Raw genomic sequence first — 19,903 nt, 5'->3', positions numbered from 1 at the left:
GCCGGATTGAAGCCGGGCGAATGATCCTCGGCCAAGGGAGGAGCCGAGATGCGGTTCAAGAATCTGGATCTGAATCTGCTTGCGGCGCTGGACCAGCTCCTGATCGAACGCAATGTCAGCCGGGCCGCCGAGCGGATGCAGATCACGCAATCGGCGATGAGCAATGCCCTGGCGCGGCTGCGCGACTATTTCGGCGATCCACTGCTGGTTCAGGTCGGACGGAAGCTGGAACTGACGCCTCGGGCCGAGGCCCTTGTCGATCCGGTGCGCGATATCTTGGTGCGCATCCAGGCATCGGTCGTCACGGCCCCGTCGTTCGATCCCAAGGATTCGGACCGGGTGTTTCACATTCTCGCGTCGGATTCCACGCTGATGACACTGGTCCCGGTCCTGTTGCGCAGCCTTGCGGACCAAGGGGCTACCGTGGGGCTGGAATTCCATCCGCAGGCCGACCTGCCTGCACGCGCGCTGGAGCGCGGCGAGGCCGATATACTCATCATTCCAGAGGATTACGCATCCGATGACCATCCGATGGAGATCCTCTATGCCGAGACCTTCGTCTGCCTTGTCGATGCGCGTCATCCTCGCATCGGTGACAGTCTCGACATGCGTACCTACGAGACCGAGGCGCATGTGATCATGAGGCCTCGGCATGACATCCAGTCCTTCGACAGCCGCGAAATCAAGCGCCTCGGTATCCATCGTCACGTCGAGGTGGCGACGTTCAGCTTCTCCTCGCTCCCGATCCTGATCGCGGGCACCGAGCGCATCGCGACGGTGCATCGGCGTCTTGCACAATCCATGGCGCGCACCCTGCCCCTCAAGGTGCTGGAGCTGCCCTTCGAGATCGGGCCTATGCGGCAATGCGCGCAGTGGCACGCCCATCGCTCCAGCGATCCCGGACTGCAGTGGTTTCGAGGCAGACTAACCGAAGCAGTCAACAAAAGTATTCATTAAATACATACTTGAGATCACAAGAATAAACTATAGATTTTCCTGATTTCAATTACTCTCCCAGCAGGCATGCAGGCACCGGATTCTCTTTGGAAGACCGGAATACTCGCCAGAAGCACAAACGTCTTCTCTGGCGGGGCCATATCAAGTGTGCTCGGGAGGATAAATGAAGAATAAACTGGTGGCCGCTCGCGCGGGCCTCGTGCTTGTGCTGGCTACTGCTTGCCCAGCGATCGCCACGGCGGCGGAGGGGGGCAACACTCAATACGGCCTCGGATCATCGCAGTTCTACTCTGGCGCCATCCCGCCCTTCCCCGGCGTCTACGCCTTATCCGTCACCGGGTATTATTTCGCCAATCAACTGAACGACGGAAACGGCCACAAGCTGCCGCTGGACTTTTCCGTCAAGGTGAGCAGCCAGACTGTACGTTTGCTAGGCGTGACCAATACGAAGTTCCTCGGCGGCACGGTCTGGGGGCAGCTTGTGATTCCGGTGGTGCTCAATCTGGACGTCGACCTTGGGCCTCTGGGGAATTCTCGTGGCGGCCTGAGCGATATCATCGTCTCCGGGGGCCTGGTATGGCACGATGGACCTAGCACCTACATCGTGGGAGTCGACACCGCGCTGCCGACCGGCTCCTGGCATGCGGGCCGACTGGCCAATCCTGGACTCAATCATTACTCGACCCAGCCTACGTTCGGCTATGGCTATGTCGACCACGTCAATCCCACCTGGGAAGTGGCCGCGTCGCTCCGTTACATCGTCAACTTCGAGAACCCGGCGACCAACTATACCTCGGGTAACGAACTGGTGCTGGACTATGCGGCTGGCTACCATTTCGGACCCACGCGACTCGGGGTCGTCGGCTACTACCTGAACCAGATCACCGACGACAAGGGACGCGGCGTAGGCAGCAACGGCAATCGCGGCCGCGGCTTTGCCATCGGCCCGGCGGTCACGTACGACTTCTTGCCTATGACCCAGCTCAGCGTCTCGTACCAAAAGGAAGTCGTGGCCGAGAACCGACCGAAGGGCGGGAACATCATGATGCATCTATCATTCAAGTTCTGAAACACCGGCGGCGGATAACGCAATGAGGATTCTCTGCGACGATATGCTGGTTCTGTGCCATGCCAGCGATGTTCCCGATGGCGACGCCCGGGGCTTTCTGCCCGGCCCCGACGCGCCCCGGCGCATCATCGTCTATCGTCGCGGAGAAACCTATCGGGCTTATCTCGACTCCTGTCCCCACTATCGCGCCGGCACGCCCATGTCATGGCGGGCCGACGCTTACATGAACTGCGACCGTACGCATCTGGTCTGTTTCGCGCACGGTGCCTTGTTCGATCTTGAAACCGGTGTCTGCGTGGCGGGTCCTTGCAAGGGACGTAGATTGACGGCGATCGCGCTAATGCTGCGCGACAACGGCGACCTTTGCGTTTCAGTTTCCGAGGCGCGGCAGCCATAGCGGCGCAGCGCACGTTCCATGGCCCTGGCCTCGCGGGCCTGACCTACGTGAGCAGGATCAGGCGGGTGTTAGCTACGTCACGAGCGATGCTCCAGCCTTCCAGTATCAGTCGAGCGCGATACCGGTGTTGCGGATCACTTCCTCCCAACGTGCGGTCTGGGCCGCGATGAAGTTGCCGAAGTCCTCCATGGACATGGGTGCGACCTCAAGGCCCATCTGGGTGTAGCGGGACGCCACGTCCGGATGCTGAACGGCTTTGACCACCTCGTCGTGCAAGCGGTGCAACATCGGCGCTGTCGTGCCGCTGCGGACAACCACCCCGTTCCAGCCCTCCATCAACAGGTCAGGATAGCCCAATTCGCCGAGCATCGGCACCGCCGGCAGTTGCGGCAGACGCTTGTCACCGATCACGGCCAGCGCGCGCAGCTTGCCATCCAGCACGTAGGGCAGGCTGTTGGGCGCGACATCCGGCATGAAATCGAGTCTGCCGCTCATCAAATCCTGCAGGGCTGGCGCGGCACCACGATAGGGCACGTGAACCAGTTCGAGTCCCGAATGCCGGCGCAGCATCTCGCCCCAGAGATGCGGGGCGCTGCCGGTTCCGTAGGAGCCGAAGCTGAGCCCCGGGGGACCTTTGGCGGCCAGCAGGAGGCCCTTGAAATCGACGATCGAACTCTGCGCACCGACCACCACGATGGAAGGCGATTTCATCATCCTGGTCAGCGGCGTGAAGTCCCGCGCCATGTCGTAGCTGAGCTTCCGATAAAGGTTCGCGTTGATGGTGAAGGGTCCGACGTCGCCGTAGAAAAGCGTATGTCCGTCGGGCGGCTGCTGCTTGACGTAGGTGGCGGCGATCTGTCCGCCCGCGCCGGGGCGGTTATCCACCACCACGTTGACCTTGGCGCTTTCCGCCATCTTCTGGGCCACAAGGCGCACCAAGCCGTCTCCGAACCCGCCCGGTGCATACGGAACGACCCATGTTACGGACTTGCCCGAAAGCTCCTGGGCGCCAGCGCGGGGTGCGCCAGATAAGGCAGCTGTGGCGCCGAGGACAGCGAGGTGCCGCCGGCTAATGAGAATCGCCATCTTGTTTTCTGCTCTCCTGGACGTTTCGTTGCCTAGCGGATCAGCCGGATCCGCCGCGCCGCCTCTGCTTCGCCGGGGGCGTCTCGATCAGGGCGACGAGTTGCTCGGCGGTGATTCCAATATGTGCGCGAAGCGTGGCGAGGGCCTGCTCCTCGCGCGCCAGCACCTGCCGCGCCAGGCCCTGGTGCACGGCCAGCACCTCCGGCCAGTCGCCGTGCATGCTTTTGACCACACGGCGGTAGCGCGTCTTGTGAACGTAGAGCTCATCGCAGAAGCGCCTCAGGGACGCGAGCGGGCAGGCTTCGATCAGTGCGCGATGGAAGCGATGATGCCGCTCCTCATAGCGATCGAGCCACTCCTCGTCGGCTGGGTTCCAGTTCTCGATCTCACGCTCCAACAGAGCGAGGGAGGCGACGATCTCGTCCTCCCAGGATGCTCCACCCTCCTCCATGGCCAAGCGCAACGCTTCCGGCTCCACCACCTGGCGTGATCGGGTGACGTCCAGCAGATGCTCGCGCGTGACCGGTGGGACAGAGAAGCCCTTCTGCCCTTCCAGCACCACGATGCCTTCGGCGGCCAAGCGGGCAAGCGCCTCGCGCAGTGGTGTGGTGCCGAGCCCATACAACGCACTCAGTTCCCGCAGGCGCAGGCGGCTGCGTGGTGGCAGAACCCCGCTCACGATATCTTCCTTGAGCCTCCTGACGGCGGCCCCGGAAAAAGTTGAATCTCCGGTATTAGGCAACATACTCACATTATATATTTTCCTGGCCTGTGTCTGTCCAGCGGGATATGACGCTTCCCGAAGCCCTCCTGGCCGACGTGTCGGTCGTGGAAGGCCCGCACTGAATGGGGGACAAGCCGTGAAGCTAGCCACGCTGCGTGCCGCGGGACCGGACGGTCGCCTGGTCGTGGTTTCCAAGGACGGGGCAGTCTGCGCACCTGCGCCATACCTGACATTGCAGAGCGCCCTGGATCACTGGGAGGATGCCAGCCTCGTTCTCCACGCTCTGGCCACAGCCGTGGAGGCGGGCACTGCTTCCGATCTCTCCCCCTTCCGGCCCGAGCAGGCTCTCGCGCCGCTGCCGCGCGCTTGGCAGTGGCTGGACAGCTCGGCATTCCTGAGCCACGCGGCGCTCATGGCCAAGGTGTTCGGCACAGAGAACGTCGCTGGTGAGTTGCCTCTGATGTACCAGGGTCTGTCGCACCGCTTCCTCGCTCCGACGGAGCCCGCTCCCTTCCGCAGCGAGGCCGACGGCATCGACTTCGAAGGAGAGTTCGGTGTCATCACCGACGCCGTGCCGATGGGCGTAGGCCCCGAGGCGGCGGCGAAGCACATCCGACTGCTGGTCCTGATCAACGATTGGTCACTGCGTGTTCTCGGTCAGCGCGAGATGAAAACCGGCTTCGGCTGGGTGCAGGCCAAGCCCGCCTGCTCCATGGCTCCTCTGGCGGTAACGCCGGACGAGCTGGGCCTGGCCTGGCAAGACGGCAGAGTTCAGCTGCCGCTTACAGTTGACTGGAACGGCGCACGCTTCGGCATGCCCCATGGCGGTGCCATGAGCTTCAGCTTTCCTGAACTGGTCGCTCATGCGGCTGCCACGCGCGAGCTCTGCGCCGGCACGATCGTGGGCTCCGGCACTGTCTCGAACGAAAACTACCGCGAGATCGGCTCCTCCTGCATTGCGGAACGGCGGGGGATCGAGATGCTGGATGAGGTAGCCGCCCACACCGGCTACATGCGTTTCGGCGATCAGGTCCGCCTGGAGGTCCTCGCCGATGGCAGGTCCGTCTTCGGAGCGATCGTTCAGGAGGTCGTGGAGGCCGCGTCGCACCGCCTGTAGGCAAGGCGACGATCCCGGCGACCGGCGCGCCAGGTTTCCGGACCTTGCCGGCGCAGCATCTGCTCACGGAACCCGTGAACCCGCGGGAGGCTTGCTGCCGACATCACCGTTGTCGGATATGATATTCTGCCGGTCCAGTGCTCCAGGCGGGGCCGGCGGCATGCGCCGCCGGCCCGTGCCCGATCACATCACGAGATTTACATGCGGGACAAAGGAGAGCTCGCTACCGGCGAATGACACCGCCTCATCCCCTGTGTAGCTGGCATTGAAGCCGAAGCCCGCCGTGGCGCCGGCCGCATTGTAGTCTAGCGCCGTGAACAGCAGGTCACCCTCCGCGTCGCCTGCAACCTTTGCACCCCAGACGCTGGTGACATCGAGAACAAGGCCGGCAGGAAGGTCAAGTTCCACGGTCCAGTTGTTGACGACAACATCTCCCTCGTTCACCAAAGCCACCGATTGGTTGAGACCCGTGCTCGCCCGTTGCAAGACCATCACGGCCCGGCTCTGGACTATATACGGACCAGCCCCGCCTGCGGCACTGTTCCAATTCTCCCGTGACCGCACGGCAGAGCTTCCCAAGCGGCATCTGGCCGCCTATGCCGGGATCCTGCAGGCGGACGCATATGCTGGGTTCGGCGAGTTCTACCGGCCCGACCGCAAGCCAGGGCCGATTGCTGAAGCGGCCTGCTGGGCACATTTCCGGCGCAAGGTTTTCGAACTGGCGGAGGTCGCCCGCGCGACCGGCGCGGCCGAGGCGGTGCGGCGCATTGACCGCGTGTTTGATGCCGAGAGAGAGATGAATGGGCGCCCGGCCGCGGACCGCCTGGTCCATCGCACCACCGTGGTGGCCCCGCTGGTCGCCGAGCTCCACGCCTGGATGCTGGAGCCCAGGGACAGGTTGTCGCGCCACAACGACTTGGCCAAGGCGCTGGACTACGCCCTCACGCGCTGGGACACGCTCACCGGGTTCCTCAACGACGGCCGGATTTGCTTGAGCAATAACGCTGCCGAGCGGGCGCTGCGTGGCGTCGCTCTCGGCCGAAAGGCCTGGCTGTTCGCGGGCAGTGACCGCGGCGGCGACCGAGCCGCAGTGATACTTTCCCTCATCACCACCGCCAAGCTGAACGGCGCCGATCCCAGGGCGTGGCTCGCCGACGTGCTCGCCCGCAGCGCCGATCACCCCGCCTCAAGGCTCGACCAGCTCCTGCCGTGGAACTGGACGCCAAAGCCCGCAGCCCTGCCAGCCGCCCCCTGATCGTCAACCGCGGTACTCGGCGTATGGGTACGTCCCATGACCAGCTCGAGCAACTGCTCCGGGACTTCAACGCCGCCTACAATGCCCGCCGCCAGCCCGTCCTAGAGGTTGTTATGAACCTCTGTGCGGGTAACGATCAGGTTGCGCGGCATGACTGCCCGCAAGCCGTACCCGTCCGATGTGTCTGATGAGGAGTGGGGTCTGGTCGCGCCCTATCTGACGCTGCTGTCAGAACAGGCTGGACAGCGGGAACATTCGCTACGCGAGGTGTTCAATGGGCTGCGTTATGTGGTGAAGACCGGCGCACCCTGGCGCTGGATGCCCAATGACCTGCCGCCTTGGGCGGCGGTCTACCAGCAGACGCAGCGCTGGCTGGCGGCAGGCTGCTTCGAGGCGCTAGCCGAGGACCTCCGGATCGTGCTGCGGCTGGCCGCGGGGAGAAAGCCGCAGCCCAGTGCTGCCATTCTGGATAGCCGGACCTTGCGCTCCACGCCGGAGAGCGGCGAACGGGCGGGCTACGACGGTGCCAAGCGGAAGAAGGGTTCCAAGCTGCACCTGGCGGTCGACACGCTGGGGCATCTGCTGGCGCTCCATGTCACGCCCGCCAGCGCTGACGATCGCGCTGAGGTGGGGCGTCTCGCTCAGGCAGTGCAGGTCTCGACGGGCCAGAGCGTCGATCTGGCCTATGTCGACCAAGGCTATACGGGAAGAAAAGCAGCCGATGCTGCGAAAGCCCACGGCATCGAGTTGGAGGTAATCAAGCTGCCAGAAGCCAAGCGCGGCTTCGTCCTGCTGCCGCGGCGCTGGGTCGTCGAGCGCTCCTTTGCTTGGGCTATCCGCTTTCGGCGCCTGGTGAAGGACTACGAGCGCTACGCCAGCACTCTCGTGGACTTCCCCCTGTGGGGTGGAGGGTTTGGTAAGGAACCCGAGCACCCTTGGAGGGCAGCATGGCGGAGAAGCGGACCCGACGCCGGTTCACGGCGGAGTTCAAGACAGAGGCGGTCAGGCGACTGCTCGAAGGCGGACGCGGGCTATCGGAGGTGGCCACCGAGCTTGGGCTCAGCACGGGCCAGCTGAGCACGTGGCGGACGGAGCAGCTGGCGGCCGGCTCGGCCGAGGCCTTGGCTGTGCGCAAAGCCGAGGAGGCCGAGACGCAGCGGCTGCGGCGTGAGGTGAAGCGGCTGGAGGAGGAGAACGTCATCCTGCGCAAGGCCGCGGCGGTTTTTGCCAAAGGGATTGCGTGACGAAGTTCGCCTTCGTGTCAGCCGAGCGGGGCAACCACGCCGTCGCGACCCTATGCCGGGTCATCGGCGCGAGCGTCTCCGGCTTCTACGCCTGGCTGCACGCGATCCCCACCGTCCAGACCCGAGCGGAGGCCGAGGCCGATCTGCGCGGGCACATCGACCGGATCTTCGCTGCCGGGCGCCGGGTCTATGGTTCGCCACGGGTTCATGCCGAGTTGCGCCGAGAGGGGCGCCGACATGGCCGACGGCGCGTGGAGCGGCTGATGCGCGAGATGGGGCTCTGCGCGCGCCAGGGGCGCCGTCGGGTGCCGCGCACCACGAACAGCCGCCATGACCTCCCGATCGCCCCCAACCTGCTGCTGCGGAACTTCGCGGCCGAGTGGCCAGATCAGGTGTGGTTGGCCGACATCTCCTACCTGCCTACCGGGGAGGGCTGGCTGTATCTGGCCGCGATCAAGGACATGGCCACGCGCGAGATCGTCGGCTGGTCCATGGCCGACCCTCTGAGGGCGGAGTTGGGCATCGATGCACTGGTCATGGCACTCCAGCGTTGCCGGCCGGGGAAGGGTCTGATCCTACACAGCGATCGTGGGGTGCAATATGCCGCCGCCGATTACCGCCTCGTACTGGAGCGGCATGGCATCACACAATCCATGAGCCGCCGGGGCAACTGCCTGGACAACGCGCCCATGGAGAGCTTCTTCGCCTCGCTCAAGAAGGAGCACATCCACCAAGCCCACTTCCGCACCCGCGCGGAGGCGAAGGCGGCGGTGTTCGACTACGTCGAGGTGTTCTATAATAGGCAGCGCCTGAACTCAGGCGTCGGCTACCGTACGCCCACCGAGGCGCGGGTAGCCATGAGTGCGGAGGCCGTCATGCCGATCGCCGCATGATGCTCTGATCTCACCCCTCCACCCCGCAGGGGGAAGTCCACCATGCGCTGACGGCCAAGCGATTGATCCGCGTCACCTCACGACGTGCCGACGTCATCGATCGGGACCGGCTGCTTCAGGTTTGACGCGGCCCCAAGGTGCCTGGGTCGGCGTGGTGAACGCTTTGTTCAGGTCAAGCGGCCTGGAGGACGCAAGAGGCGGACGACGTGCGAGGCGGCGGCCGGCCTTGAGAAGGGTAAACAGCCCTGCCTCGCCGGCGCCGGCAGAAGGGTGGTTCTCCCCGGCCGTCCTGCTGGGCTTGTACTTGCTGCTGCCCAAGGGCCGGTGAGCGACGACCTGCTTCGCTCACCGGAATTTTGCTCACACCAACTGCAACCCTACTTCTTCCGCTCCACATTCATGGCGACCGTATACTCGTCGGCGCGCGCTTCGTAGCTCAGTGGGCCACGTAGCGCCCAGATGTTCTTCTGCATATGCAGCGGAACAATCCCGACATCCTCCATGCCGACACGCATGGCCTTCTTGAAGAGCTCCTCGCGAGCCTCGTCATCTGCCGTGCGCAAGCCTTCTTCCGTCAGCCGATCCACTTCGGCATTGGAGTAGCCGCTGAAGTTCGTGCTGCCGTAGCCCTTCTCGTTGTTGCGCGTCATCAGATTGCTGCGCAACGCCGTGGAGGGCTCGCCGCCAGTGGCCCAGCCGATCAGCAGGGCGGACATGTCGTTGCGGGACTGCCGCTGCGCGATGACCGTGAAAGGCAGAGCCTCGACGGTCGTCTTGATCCCGACACGCTGCCACATCTGGCCGATGGCCTGGATGATCTGCGCATCGTTCACGTAGCGATTGTTGGGGCCGATCAGGCCGATGGCAAAGCCGTTCGGATAGCCAGCTTCGGCCAGCAGTTTCTTCGCCTTGTCCGGGTCATAGGGCGGCGGCGCCAGGTCGGGCACGTAGCCATTGGCGCCAGGCGGCATCATCTGGCCGGTCGGCAGCGCGGCACCCTGCATCACACGCTCGACGATCGCCTGCCGGTTGATGGCGAGGGAAAGCGCCTGACGAACACGCAGGTCCCGCAACGGGTTCTTGTCGAGCTTCTGCCCGGCATTGTCAGTGATATAGGGAGACGAATCATGGGCCGTATCGAGCTTCAGATAGATGCAGCGCAGGCTCGGGATCTCGGAAAAGCTGACACCCGGGGTGCTCTTCAACCGGGGCATGTCCGGCGGTGGCACGACGTCGATCACCTCAACATCGTTGGAGAGAAGAGCCGCCACCCGCACACCATCCTTCGAGATGAACCGGTAGGTGACGTTGACCCAGTCAGGCTTGTCGCCCCAGTAGTTGTCATTGCGGACCATCACCACGCGATCGTCCGAAGCGAAGGAAACGAGCTTGTACGGGCCGGTGCCGATGACGGCCTTGCCGTTGTTGAATTCACCCGTGGAGACGTTCTCCCCCACGCTCTTGCTGATGATGTAGACTTGGCTGAAATCCTGTGCCAGGAGCGGATACACGCCGTCCGTCTTGAAGCGGATGGTGTAGGGATCAACGATCTCCCAGGATTTGGCACCGCGTGTGTAGATGGAAAACGGTCCGGGGCTGTTCACAACCTTTGGCACGCGCGCAAAGGTGGCAGCCACGTCCTCGGCTGTGAAATCATCGCCGTTGCTGAACTTCACGCCCCGGCGCAGCTTGAATTCCCAAGTATCGTCGGAGACAAGATGCCATGATTCAGCCAGGCCCGGGATCAGCTTCGACTGCGCGTCCTTGTGGACCAGTTTATCGAAGAAGTGTTCTGCCACCATATTGTTGGGCGAGAGCGTGTGGTAATGTGGGTCAAGCGAAGTAGGGGGCGCGGCGACAGCAAGGCTCAATGAGTTGCCTTGAGCCCTGGCTTTGAGGGCACCGCTACTCAGCAGGGCAACCGCTGGGACTGCGAGAACGGCGCGACGAGACAGTCGGATGCTTTTACGATCCAAGACTTGAATCTCCGTGGTGCGGTGTTGCCTTGTTGGCATGATGAAGTCGGCGCGCTCCGCCAAGGCCGACGGTGTCGCAAAATAGATTGCTGCATGGTAATGGGTGGATGGTCAACTGCTTCGTGAAACAAGCTACAGCATCTGACTGAATTTCAATCTATCATTCCCTCAAAGTATCCTCGGGTTATCACAAGGTAAATTTCCAAGAAACTTTAGTAAGGTTTATTATATTTACTTCAGAAATACTTTAGGGTCCAGTAGACATCCAAACCTGCAACGGTCCGGTCATGAGGTTCAGGTGCCTGTTTGAAAGGCTACTGATGCCAGCATCGGAGGCATAGAGGGTTGGACGTCCGGAACGGCGCCGGGTTCTGCGCTCCATGGGACGACTTCCAGGCGGACGGGCTGCCCACGGGCCGGCTATCACCGGGCCTTGCAGATTTACGTTTTCGGTAAAGCGCAAGGAAATGACCCTGCTGCAAGGGCTGGACGATGCCGCGTGCCGCACTCGCGGCAGCGCGGTGTACTGATGCCGTTGCCACAGCCCGAAGGACGGCCGGCATTCACGCTGGAGAATCCCGGAGGCCACGCTCCCGGCCTGCTGCTATGCGGACATGCCAACAACCGCACTGGCGACCATTCCGTGACAGCCCCGCATCGTCCGGCCCGCCGAGACTACCGACGGTCCAGAACGACGGGCCTGTTTCCGGCCATGATCAAGGGGACCGCGGCACCACCTGCTCCCCATCCAGGCGGAAGAGATGGGCCAGCGACACGTCGAGATGCAGAGGCACGCTCTCACCAGGCCTGGGCTTCTGCTGGCCCTCGAGCTGGGCGGTGATGGGCTGCCCATCGGCCAGGGTTCCATAGATCAGCGACGAGCCACCCAACTGCTCGACGAGCTGGACCCTGGCATCACCGAGGCACGTGCCGTCGCCACCGAGGCGTAGGTGCTCGGGCCTGATTCCGAAGCTGCAATCTGCCTCGCCCTGCCAGCGAAGATGCGGCAGGGGCAGCACCGTGTCGCCCAACGACACCTGGGCCGTGCCATCCCGCGCTGGCCGCAGGGTTGCCTGCAGGAAGTTCATCTTGGGGCTGCCGATGAAGCCCGCCACGAAGCGGTTGACGGGGTTGTTGTAGAGTTCGAGTGGCGAGCCGACCTGTTCTACCTTCCCACCCCGGAGGACCACGATCTTGTCCGCCATGGTCATGGCCTCGACCTGATCATGGGTCACGTAGATCATCGTGTTGCCGAGTTGCTGGTGCAGCTTCGCAATCTCCACGCGCATCTGTACGCGCAACTCGGCATCGAGGTTGGAGAGCGGCTCGTCGAAGAGGAAGATCTTGGGCTCTCGGACGATGGCCCGGCCGATGGCGACGCGCTGCCGCTGCCCGCCGGAAAGCTGCTTCGGCTTACGGTCGAGCAGGTGATCGAGTTGCAGGATCCCGGCGGCGCGGCGGACCCGCGCGTCGATGTCCGGTTTCGGCATCCGGGCGGTTTCCAGCGCGAAGGCCATGTTCTTGTAGACGTTCATATGCGGATAGAGCGCATAGGACTGGAAGACCATGGCGATGCCGCGCTGGGCCGCTGGTACGTCGTTCATCACCTCTCCGTCGATGCGCAGATTGCCTTCGCTGATGCTCTCCAGCCCGGCGATCATCCGCAGCAGCGTGGACTTGCCGCAGCCCGAGGGGCCGACGAAGACCACGAATTCCCCATTGGTCACGGACAGGTTCACGTCCTCGATCACCGCGTGCTCGGCGAAGCACTTGTGGACATGCTCCAGGGCCAGCCAGCTCATCCATCCCTCTCCTTCTTGCTTCTTGCCATGGGCGGGGCGGACCGTTCCGCCCCGCGGACGGTTCGTCAGGCGGCCATCGCCTCCTGGCGGACCCCCAGGGGCATGGCGTGGCCATGCGCCGCGATCAGGTCGTCCACCATGCTGCGGATCTCGCGCAGCGACAGCACGCTCGCCGCATGGCGATCGAGCACCGCGGCGCGGTAGACCGCGTCGCGGTCGCCCTCCAGCGCCGCACGGACCGTGAGTTCCTGCACGAACACATGCGGCGCGCAATGGGCGGCCAGTTCCGGCGGCAGGGTTCCGACATAGCAGGCGCGCAGCCCGTTGCGGTCCACGATCACCGGCACCTCGACGCAGCAATCACGCGGCAGGTTCTCGATCAACCCGGTGTTGCGGACATTGCCGTAGATGAGCTGCGGCTCACCCGTCACCATGCCGTTGATGATCGCGGCGCCGTACTCGTCGCTGCGTTCCAACGGGAAGCTATCGCCGGCCAGCAGCTTCTGCCGCGTCTCGGCATAGCGCCGCAGGTTGCGCTCGCTGCGGCGGACATACTCGTCCACTGGCACGTCATACTCGGCGATCTGGTCCTCGCGGCGGAGGAAGTAGGGCGTGTACTCCGCGGTGTGCTCGCTCGATTCGCTGACGAAGCGCCCCAGATGCTCCATCAGTTCGAAGCGGATCTTGTCCTTGGCGAAGATCTCCGGGTTCCGTGCCGCGCGGCGGAGCTGCGGGTAGGCGTCCTTGCCGTCGATCTCCAGCCGCAGGAACCAGGTCATGTGGTTGATGCCGGCGCAGTCGTAGCTGAGACGCGAGCGGTCCACGCCGAGATAGGAAGCGAGGTCGCGCGCCGTGTGCTGCACGTTGTGGCAGAGCCCGACCACCTGCTGCTCCGGAAAGGCCCTGTAGACCGCCCAGGTCAGGATGCTCATCGGGTTGGTATAGTTCAGCAGCAGGGCGCCGGGGCAGACCGCCCGCATGTCGCGCACGAGGTCCATCATGAAGGGGATGGTCCTCAGCCCGCGGAAGATTCCGCCGATGCCCACCGTGTCGGCGATGGTCTGCTTGAGGCCGTACCGGCGCGGGATGTCGAAGTCCAGCAGTGTCGCCTGGTGCATGCCGATCTGCACCATGTTGATCACGAAATCCGCGCCTTCCAGGCAGCGGCGGCGGTCGGCGTGCTCGGTAACGGCGGCTCCGGCAGCGAACTGCCCGGAGGTCCAGCGTGCCATCATCCCGGCCGTCTCCAGGCGCTCCGGGTCGATGTCGTGCAGCGCGATCTCGCATTCCTTCATTGAAGGAAGGCTGAGGATGTCCGTGAGCAGATTCTTGACGAAGACGACGCTGCCGGCGCCGATCATGGCGATCTTGGTCATGTTCTCTTCTCGGTTGATGAGGGTCGGAACGGGTTCACTTCAGGCCGGTGCTGGCGATCCCCTGCACGAGGTAGCGCTGGAAGATCAGGAAGATGAGCAGCATCGGCAGGAGGGAGATCAGGGCCAGGGCCATGACGCCGCCCCAGTCCGGATTGGCTTCGCCGCGCAGCAGGTTCAAGCCGAGCGGCAGGGTGAAAAGGTCCTGGTCGGTCAACACCACCAGCGGCCAGGCGAAGTCGTTCCAGCGCCACATGAAGGTGAAGATCACCAGCACGGCGATGATGGGCTTGGAGAGGGGCAGCACGATCCGCAGGAAGATCCGCATCTCGCCCGCGCCGTCCAGGCGCGCGGCCTCCAGCAACTCGTCCGGGATGCTCACCATGAACTGGCGCACCATGAAGACGCCGAAGGCCTCCGCAGCGCGGGGCAGGATGACCCCCCAAGGCGAGTTCAGCAGGCCAAGCCAGGACACCACGAGGAATTCGGGCACCAGGATTACCTGGATCGGGATCATCAGCGCGCCCAGGATCGCGAAGAACAGAACATCGCGCCCGGGGAAGCGGAACTTGGCGAAGACATAGCCGCAGAGCAGGTTGGCGGAGACCGTGATCACCACTGCCACCACTGCGATAAAGGTGGAGTTCAGTGTCCAGGTCAGGAAGGGATGCCGTTCCCAGATATTGCGGAAGTTCTCCAGCGTCAGGACCTGCGGGATGAGGCTGACCACGGGCTGGAAGACCTCCGAACGAGGCCGGATGGCGGTGGCGAGCATCCAGTAGAGCGGGAAGATCATGGCCGCCGCGCCCAGGGCCAGGGCGATCCAGATCAGCACGGTGCCGGTGCGGCGATGGCCGGGGCGCGAAGCGCCCGTTTCCAGGGTTGCGCCGCTCACAGCACGTTCTCCGACTGACGGCTCATCCGCCACTGGATGATGGTGAAGCCCAGCACGATGGCGTAGAGCACCACGCCGATGGCGCTGGCATAGCCCATCTCGGAAGTCGTGAAGGCAGACTGGTAGATGTACTGCACCAGCATGGTGGTGGAGAAGCCCGGTCCGCCGCCGGTCATGACATAGATGAGGTCGAAGACCTGGAAGGAGTGGATCACGCTCAGCACCAGGAGAAGGAAGGTAGCCGGCCGCAGAAGGGGAAGGGTAATCTTGCGGAACTGGCGGAAGGGCGAGGCGCCGTCCATCGTCGCGGCCTCGTAGTACAGAGCCGGAATGGATTGCAGGGCGGCGAGATAGACCACCATGCAGAAGCCCACCCGCACCCAGAGGGTCGCCAGCACGAGAGAGGGCAGCGCCCAGTTCGGCGAGGACAGCCAGGGGATGCGATCTCCGCCCAGGCGCACGACCAGGGAATTGATGACGCCGTAGTGCTCGTTGAACAGCCAGGCGGCGATGATGCCGGTGGCAACGGCCGAGACGACGACGGGCAGAAAGTAGACGCTGCGCAGGAAGACCCGGCCCGGTAGTTGCCGGTTCAGCGCCACCGCCAGCAGCAGGCCGCCCGCCATGGTGGTCGGGACGGAAGCCAGTGCATAGGCCGCGGTATTGAGCAGGGCGTGCCAGAACTGCGTGTCGCCCAGCAGCCGGCGGTAATTGGCGAGGCCCGCATACTCGGCATCGCCGATCAGGCTCCAGTCATGGAAGCTGATGTAGAAGGCATAGAGCAGCGGAAAGAAGCTGAAGGCGCTGAACAGCACCAGATTGGGGCTGATGAAGGCATAGGCCGTCATCCAGGGGCGCCGGAAGGACCGGCGCGCCCGTACCGCGGCGGAGGGATGCGCGGCGCTTGTCAGGACCAGGCTGCTGGGCATGGTTCGCCTCTGGGCAGGAGGGGGCGGGTCAGGGGGTTCAGTCCTTGAGGACGCTGCGGATGGTGCTGTCCACGTTCTCGGCGGCAACCTTCGGCGTCTGGCCGGAGGTGAAGGTGAGATCCAGCTGCTCAGCGAGCTTCGCATTGATGCGGCTGAAATCCGGCAGCGTCACCGTGGCCGCCAGATGGTCCGGGATGGTGCGCGACTGTTCCACGAAGACCTTCATCGCGTCGGGCCGCAGCGGATAGTCGAGCGTACCTTCCATCAGGCTCTTCCGCACCGGCAGGAAGCCGCCCGCGAGACAGAAGTCGCGCATATTGGCCTCGGTGGTGGCGAAGCGGAGGAAATCGATGGCCACGTCGCGGTTCTTGCTGTCGCGTGTGACGGCTAGGCAGTTCCCGCCTAGATCGGACGCCATGGACAGGTCGCGTGGCATGTAGGTGACCCGCCATTCCGCCCGCGTCATCGCTTCCTGCAGGAAGGGAATCTGCCAGTCGCCATGCACCATCATGCCGATCGTGCCGTTGGCGAAGAGGTTCTGCGTTTGCTCGTTGCTCTTGATCGAGGTGGTGGGCGGCACGAGCTTCTCGATGAACCAGGACTGGGTCCAGGCCAGGGTCTCGATGCCTTCGCGTGAGGAAAGTTGCGGCTGGCGCAGATCCGCATCCAGCAACCGGCCGCCATGCTGGTAGAGGAAGGGGAGGAAGCGATAGGCGGCGGTGTTCTGCCAGGCGCAGGCGAAGCCGAAGGGCGCCTCGGCCTTCTCCTTCAGCAGCCGCGCGATGCGGATGAACTCCTCCCAGCGCCAACTGTCCTCCAGCCTGGAGGGCAGCTCGACGCCGATGCGCCGGAACATCTCCATGTTGCAATAGACAGCCAGGGTGTCGGTGTGGTGCGGTATGGCGAAGGACTTGCCGCGGTAGGTCGCTGCCTTCCACAAGGCAGGCGCGAACTGGCTGTCCATGCCGGCGTCCAGCTGCCCGCTCAGATCGACGATGGCCCCCGCCTTCGCGTAGCGGCCCACCTGTTGGTACTGGATCCGGATGAGGTCCGGGGCCTGCCGGCCGGCGAGGCGCGTATCCACCTGCTGGTAGAGCTGCGCCGAGGAGCCGTTCAGCTCCAGCCGGATGGAGACGTTCGGGTGCTGCGCGGTATAGCCCGCGATCAGCCGCCGGAAGGCCTCCTCCTCCGCCCGGTTGCCCCAGACGGCGAAGTTGAGGTTCACGGCGCCCTGTGCCCATACCGGCCGCGCCGCCGCACCGGCCAGCGCGATGCCGGCCCCCAGCAGGCTCCGGCGGCCTGGCCGCCATCCCGTCGCGTATGTCTGCTTCATGGTCCGTCCCTCTCTGTCCGGCCGCTTTCCGCGGCTCGTCACCTCACGCCGCGCTAGGCGGCCACACCCTCCAGCAGCCCGCTCCGTTTCAAGCCACCGCAGGATTCGCGTATCAGAAGCCGCCCTGGCAGGAGACTGTGCGGTTCCGGCCGCTCCACCCCTTCCAGGCGTTCGATCAGGCTGATGGCAGCCTGACGGCCGAGTTCCTGCCGCGGATGTTCCACCGTGGTCAGTGTCGGGTTGCCGAAACCTGTCAGCGCAATGCCGTCGAAGCCGACCACGGCCATGTCCTCCGGTACGCGGAGCCCATGGCGGCGCAAGGCGTGCAAGACGCCGATCGCCATCTGATCGTTGAAGACGAACAGTGCCTCGGGGCGCGGCGAAGGCAGTGTCAGCAGACGCCCGACCGCCTCGACACCGCCTTCGGGGCTGTTCGGCACCTCGATCTCCCAGGCGGGGCGATGCTCCAGCCCGGCCTCCAGCAAGGCGCGCCGGTATCCGTGCACACGCTCCTGCCGTCGCAGAGGATGGCTCTGATGGGCGCAGACATGGCCGATCCGCCGGTAGCCGCAGTCCAGCAGATGCCGGGTCGCCATGTGTCCGCCGGCTTCGAGATCCACCCCGACGCAGGGAATGGATGCGTCCTCGCCCTGATCCTGCAGAGTCACGCAGGGAAACCCCTGTCGGGTCAGGGATTTCAGCTCCTCCCAGATCGCCTGCGTGGGCGCCGAGGTGATCACGCCATCCGACACGCCACTCCGCATGCGCGCAACGGCCCGCAGCTTGTCGGCTGCGTCCTGCGCGGCCAGGATGTCGAGGAGATAGCCCTTCTCCTGCGCCGCCCGCTGCGCCGCGCCCATCACCTCGGCGAAATAGGGGTTGCTCAGGTCAGGGCAGATGAAGGTCAGGGTGTTCGTGCGCCGCCGCCGCAGGTTCCGGGCGACGGAATTCGGCGTGTAGCCAAGTTGCAGCGCCGCTTCCCGCACGCGCTGCTGCGTTGCTTCCGACAGGCCGACCTTTCGGCTGGCGTCATTGAGCACCAGGGAAACGGTGGTCTGCGACACGCCAGCGAGACGCGCCACGTCCAGGCTGGTCGCGGCGCCTGTGCGCCGAGGACGTTCCTGCGACCTCCCCCGGACCATAATCCTCGCTCCTAATACGTATTAGAAAGAGCTTATGTCTTATATATGACCAATGTCAATGGTGTTTTTCGGGGCTGATTCGTTACACGTCTTCTTCCATCGGACAGGGACAATGGATGCGACTTGCCGTTGTCAGGGCTGCCGTGCCGAACATCACCGCGGTGCGTAGCAGAAGCACCGGCAAAAACCGGGCCTCCAGCTCCGGGAAGACCGCCCCCCGGCGATCTGCTGAACCGTAGCAAGCGGATCAGAAGGAGCCGATCAGGCCTCCCAACACGATCACGATCACCAGGGCCACGAGAGCACTGACAACGCTGGACATGAAGATATCCAGGTAGCTGTTCCGATGACTGGAGCCGCAGACCGCGAGGAGCGTCACCACCGCTCCATTGTGCGGCAGGGCATCCAGCGTACCGGCACCGATCACCGCGACACGGTGCAACAGACCGGGATCGATCCCCTGTTCGGCGGCGATACGCAGATAGGTCGGGCCCAGCGTGTCGAGCGCGATGGTCAACCCGCCCGAGGCCGAACCCGTCAATGCCGCCAGCACGTTCGTCGCCACCGCCAGCGAAACCAGCGGCCCCCCGCCGATGCCGAGGACCTGGTCGCGCACCATCTCGAAGGCCGGCAGGGAGGCCACCACCGCGCCGAAGCCGACCAGGCTGCCGACGCCGAGGACGGGCAGGACGGCCGAGTTGGCGCCCGCGTCCAGCGTCGCGCGCAAGGAAGGCAGGTTGGCGCGGTTCAGCAAAACCACCGCCACGCAGGCCGCGAAAAGCGCCACGACCACCGACCAGACACCCGCGACCGCCTCGATCGCGGTGCCGCCCCAGCGCGGATCGGCCAGGAAGCCCGTGTCCATACGTGGCAGGACGACCGCCGTCATCAGCAGGTTGACCACCAGCACCACGCCGATCGGCGCCAGGGCGGTCCAGAAGCCCGGCTCGCTCCGGCCGTGCTCGCCGCGGTGGATTTCGGCCGGATCGAACTCCCCCGAGACCGCCGCGTGCTCGCGGACCACGGAATCGCCGGCTGCCCGCTCCGTGGCCTCCTGTCCGCCGGCGCCCGACAGCCGGTAACCCTCCCCGGCCCTACGTGCCTGCCTCTCGCGGTAATCCAGCCACCAGAGTCCGGTGGCCGCCATGACGAGAGCGGCGATGATGCCGAGCCCGGGCGCCGCCCAGGGCGAGGTGCCGAAGAAGGGCATCGGAATGGCGTTCTGGATGGCGGGCGTGCCCGGCAGCGCCGACATGGTGAAGGTCGAGGCGCCGAGCATGATCGTTCCCGGCATGAGCCGGTGCGGGATATCCGCGGCCCGGAACATCGCATGTGCCATCGGGGCCAGCACGAAGAAGGCCACGAAGAGGCTCACGCCGCCATAGGTGACGAGCGCGCCGGCCAGCACCACGGACAGGATGGCCCGCTTGGTGCCGAGCCGGGCCGTCATGCCGTTGGCGATGGCGGTGACCGACCCGCTGTCATCCATCAGCTTGCCGAAGACTCCGCCCAGCAGGAAGAGCGGAAAGAACTGCGCGATAAAGCCCGCCGCGCCGCCCATGAAGGTCTGGGTCCAATTGGCGAGCAACGGCTCACCGGCGAAGCCCGCCGCCACGAGGGCCGCCGCGGGTGCGAGGAGAAGCACGCTCCAGCCCCGGAAGGCCAGCCCCATGAGAAGGGCCAGTCCCAGGAGGATTCCGAGAAGACCCAT

16 protein-coding genes and 2 pseudogenes are annotated in these 19,903 nt (G+C 64.6%); 7 read left to right on the top strand and 11 right to left on the bottom strand.

What is annotated here, in order from left to right:
* The first annotated feature begins 48 nt into the window (after positions 1-48).
* The 3 genes from CTJ15_RS01095 (at position 49) to CTJ15_RS01085 (ending at position 2,423) form a co-directional block, all read left to right on the top strand.
* The gene (locus CTJ15_RS01095; RefSeq protein ID WP_099780872.1) at positions 49-957 is read left to right on the top strand and encodes a LysR family transcriptional regulator; all 909 of its coding nucleotides are present in this window, start codon (positions 49-51) and stop codon (positions 955-957) included.
* Positions 958-1,120: 163 nt separating this feature from the next.
* Positions 1,121-2,026: a transporter gene (locus CTJ15_RS01090; protein ID WP_099780871.1), complete on the top strand. Its 906-nt coding sequence runs from the start codon at positions 1,121-1,123 to the stop codon at positions 2,024-2,026.
* Between the two features lie 22 nt (positions 2,027-2,048).
* A complete protein-coding gene (locus CTJ15_RS01085) occupies positions 2,049-2,423 on the top strand; it encodes a Rieske (2Fe-2S) protein (protein WP_076970482.1) in 375 nt (124 codons plus the stop codon).
* Positions 2,424-2,528: 105 nt separating this feature from the next.
* Here CTJ15_RS01085 and CTJ15_RS01080 read toward each other — a convergent pair whose 3' ends face one another.
* Both CTJ15_RS01080 and CTJ15_RS01075 read right to left on the bottom strand, forming a co-directional pair.
* Positions 2,529-3,509, bottom strand: coding sequence for a tripartite tricarboxylate transporter substrate binding protein (locus CTJ15_RS01080; RefSeq protein WP_099780870.1), 981 nt, complete (start codon positions 3,507-3,509; stop codon positions 2,529-2,531).
* Between the two features lie 40 nt (positions 3,510-3,549).
* Positions 3,550-4,188 (bottom strand): GntR family transcriptional regulator, encoded by a 639-nt coding sequence (locus CTJ15_RS01075; protein ID WP_171982344.1) that lies wholly within the window; start codon positions 4,186-4,188, stop codon positions 3,550-3,552.
* A 181-nt stretch (positions 4,189-4,369) separates the two neighbouring features.
* Here CTJ15_RS01075 and CTJ15_RS01070 point away from each other — a divergent pair, with 181 nt between their 5' ends.
* A complete protein-coding gene (locus CTJ15_RS01070; RefSeq protein ID WP_099780869.1) occupies positions 4,370-5,350 on the top strand; it encodes a fumarylacetoacetate hydrolase family protein in 981 nt (326 codons plus the stop codon).
* Between the two features lie 183 nt (positions 5,351-5,533).
* Here the strand turns inward: CTJ15_RS01070 and CTJ15_RS01065 are convergent, their stop codons facing one another.
* The gene (locus tag CTJ15_RS01065) at positions 5,534-5,794 is read right to left on the bottom strand and encodes a cellulose binding domain-containing protein (RefSeq protein ID WP_193009538.1); all 261 of its coding nucleotides are present in this window, start codon (positions 5,792-5,794) and stop codon (positions 5,534-5,536) included.
* Positions 5,795-5,816: 22 nt separating this feature from the next.
* Between CTJ15_RS01065 and CTJ15_RS01060 the strand changes: the two are divergent.
* From CTJ15_RS01060 to CTJ15_RS01050, 3 genes and pseudogenes are all read left to right on the top strand, one after another.
* Positions 5,817-6,605: pseudogene (locus CTJ15_RS01060) on the top strand (IS66 family transposase); the annotation flags it as partial.
* A 150-nt stretch (positions 6,606-6,755) separates the two neighbouring features.
* Positions 6,756-7,490: pseudogene (locus CTJ15_RS01055) on the top strand (IS5 family transposase); the annotation flags it as partial.
* Positions 7,491-7,552: 62 nt separating this feature from the next.
* A protein-coding gene (locus tag CTJ15_RS01050) for an IS3 family transposase (RefSeq protein ID WP_216349041.1) occupies positions 7,553-8,742 on the top strand; the annotation gives its coding sequence in 2 pieces (ribosomal slippage) (positions 7,553-7,825 and positions 7,828-8,742; 1,188 coding nt in all).
* A 377-nt stretch (positions 8,743-9,119) separates the two neighbouring features.
* On the opposite strand, the gene CTJ15_RS01045 is transcribed toward CTJ15_RS01050, so the two are convergent.
* From CTJ15_RS01045 to CTJ15_RS01010, 8 genes are all read right to left on the bottom strand, one after another.
* Positions 9,120-10,781 carry an ABC transporter substrate-binding protein gene (locus CTJ15_RS01045; RefSeq protein ID WP_338129634.1) on the bottom strand — a complete coding sequence of 554 codons (1,662 nt, stop codon included), beginning with the start codon at positions 10,779-10,781 and terminating at the stop codon, positions 9,120-9,122.
* 653 nt (positions 10,782-11,434) lie between these two features.
* Positions 11,435-12,520 carry an ABC transporter ATP-binding protein gene (locus CTJ15_RS01040; protein ID WP_099780867.1) on the bottom strand — a complete coding sequence of 362 codons (1,086 nt, stop codon included), beginning with the start codon at positions 12,518-12,520 and terminating at the stop codon, positions 11,435-11,437.
* Positions 12,521-12,585: 65 nt separating this feature from the next.
* Positions 12,586-13,896 carry an alpha-glucosidase/alpha-galactosidase gene (locus tag CTJ15_RS01035; protein WP_075822392.1) on the bottom strand — a complete coding sequence of 437 codons (1,311 nt, stop codon included), beginning with the start codon at positions 13,894-13,896 and terminating at the stop codon, positions 12,586-12,588.
* A gap of 34 nt (positions 13,897-13,930) precedes the next feature.
* Positions 13,931-14,788, bottom strand: coding sequence for a carbohydrate ABC transporter permease (locus CTJ15_RS01030; RefSeq protein ID WP_019462994.1), 858 nt, complete (start codon positions 14,786-14,788; stop codon positions 13,931-13,933).
* On the bottom strand, positions 14,785-15,717 hold the full coding sequence (locus tag CTJ15_RS01025; RefSeq protein ID WP_075822393.1) for a carbohydrate ABC transporter permease: 933 nt from the start codon (positions 15,715-15,717) through the stop codon (positions 14,785-14,787). The genes CTJ15_RS01030 and CTJ15_RS01025 overlap by 4 nt, the downstream gene beginning before the upstream one ends.
* A 37-nt stretch (positions 15,718-15,754) precedes the next feature.
* Positions 15,755-17,050 carry a sugar ABC transporter substrate-binding protein gene (locus CTJ15_RS01020; protein ID WP_019462992.1) on the bottom strand — a complete coding sequence of 432 codons (1,296 nt, stop codon included), beginning with the start codon at positions 17,048-17,050 and terminating at the stop codon, positions 15,755-15,757.
* Positions 17,051-17,103: 53 nt separating this feature from the next.
* Positions 17,104-18,114 (bottom strand): LacI family DNA-binding transcriptional regulator, encoded by a 1,011-nt coding sequence (locus tag CTJ15_RS01015; protein WP_019462991.1) that lies wholly within the window; start codon positions 18,112-18,114, stop codon positions 17,104-17,106.
* A gap of 325 nt (positions 18,115-18,439) precedes the next feature.
* Positions 18,440-19,903, bottom strand: a complete 1,464-nt coding sequence (locus tag CTJ15_RS01010) for a GntP family permease (RefSeq protein WP_019462990.1) — start codon at positions 19,901-19,903, stop codon at positions 18,440-18,442.

Source organism: Roseomonas sp. FDAARGOS_362, from assembly GCF_002754815.1.
Taxonomy (GTDB): domain Bacteria; phylum Pseudomonadota; class Alphaproteobacteria; order Acetobacterales; family Acetobacteraceae; genus Roseomonas; species Roseomonas mucosa.
The sequence above is the reverse complement of the archived record's forward strand: the minus strand, read 5'-3'. Positions and strand labels throughout refer to the sequence as shown.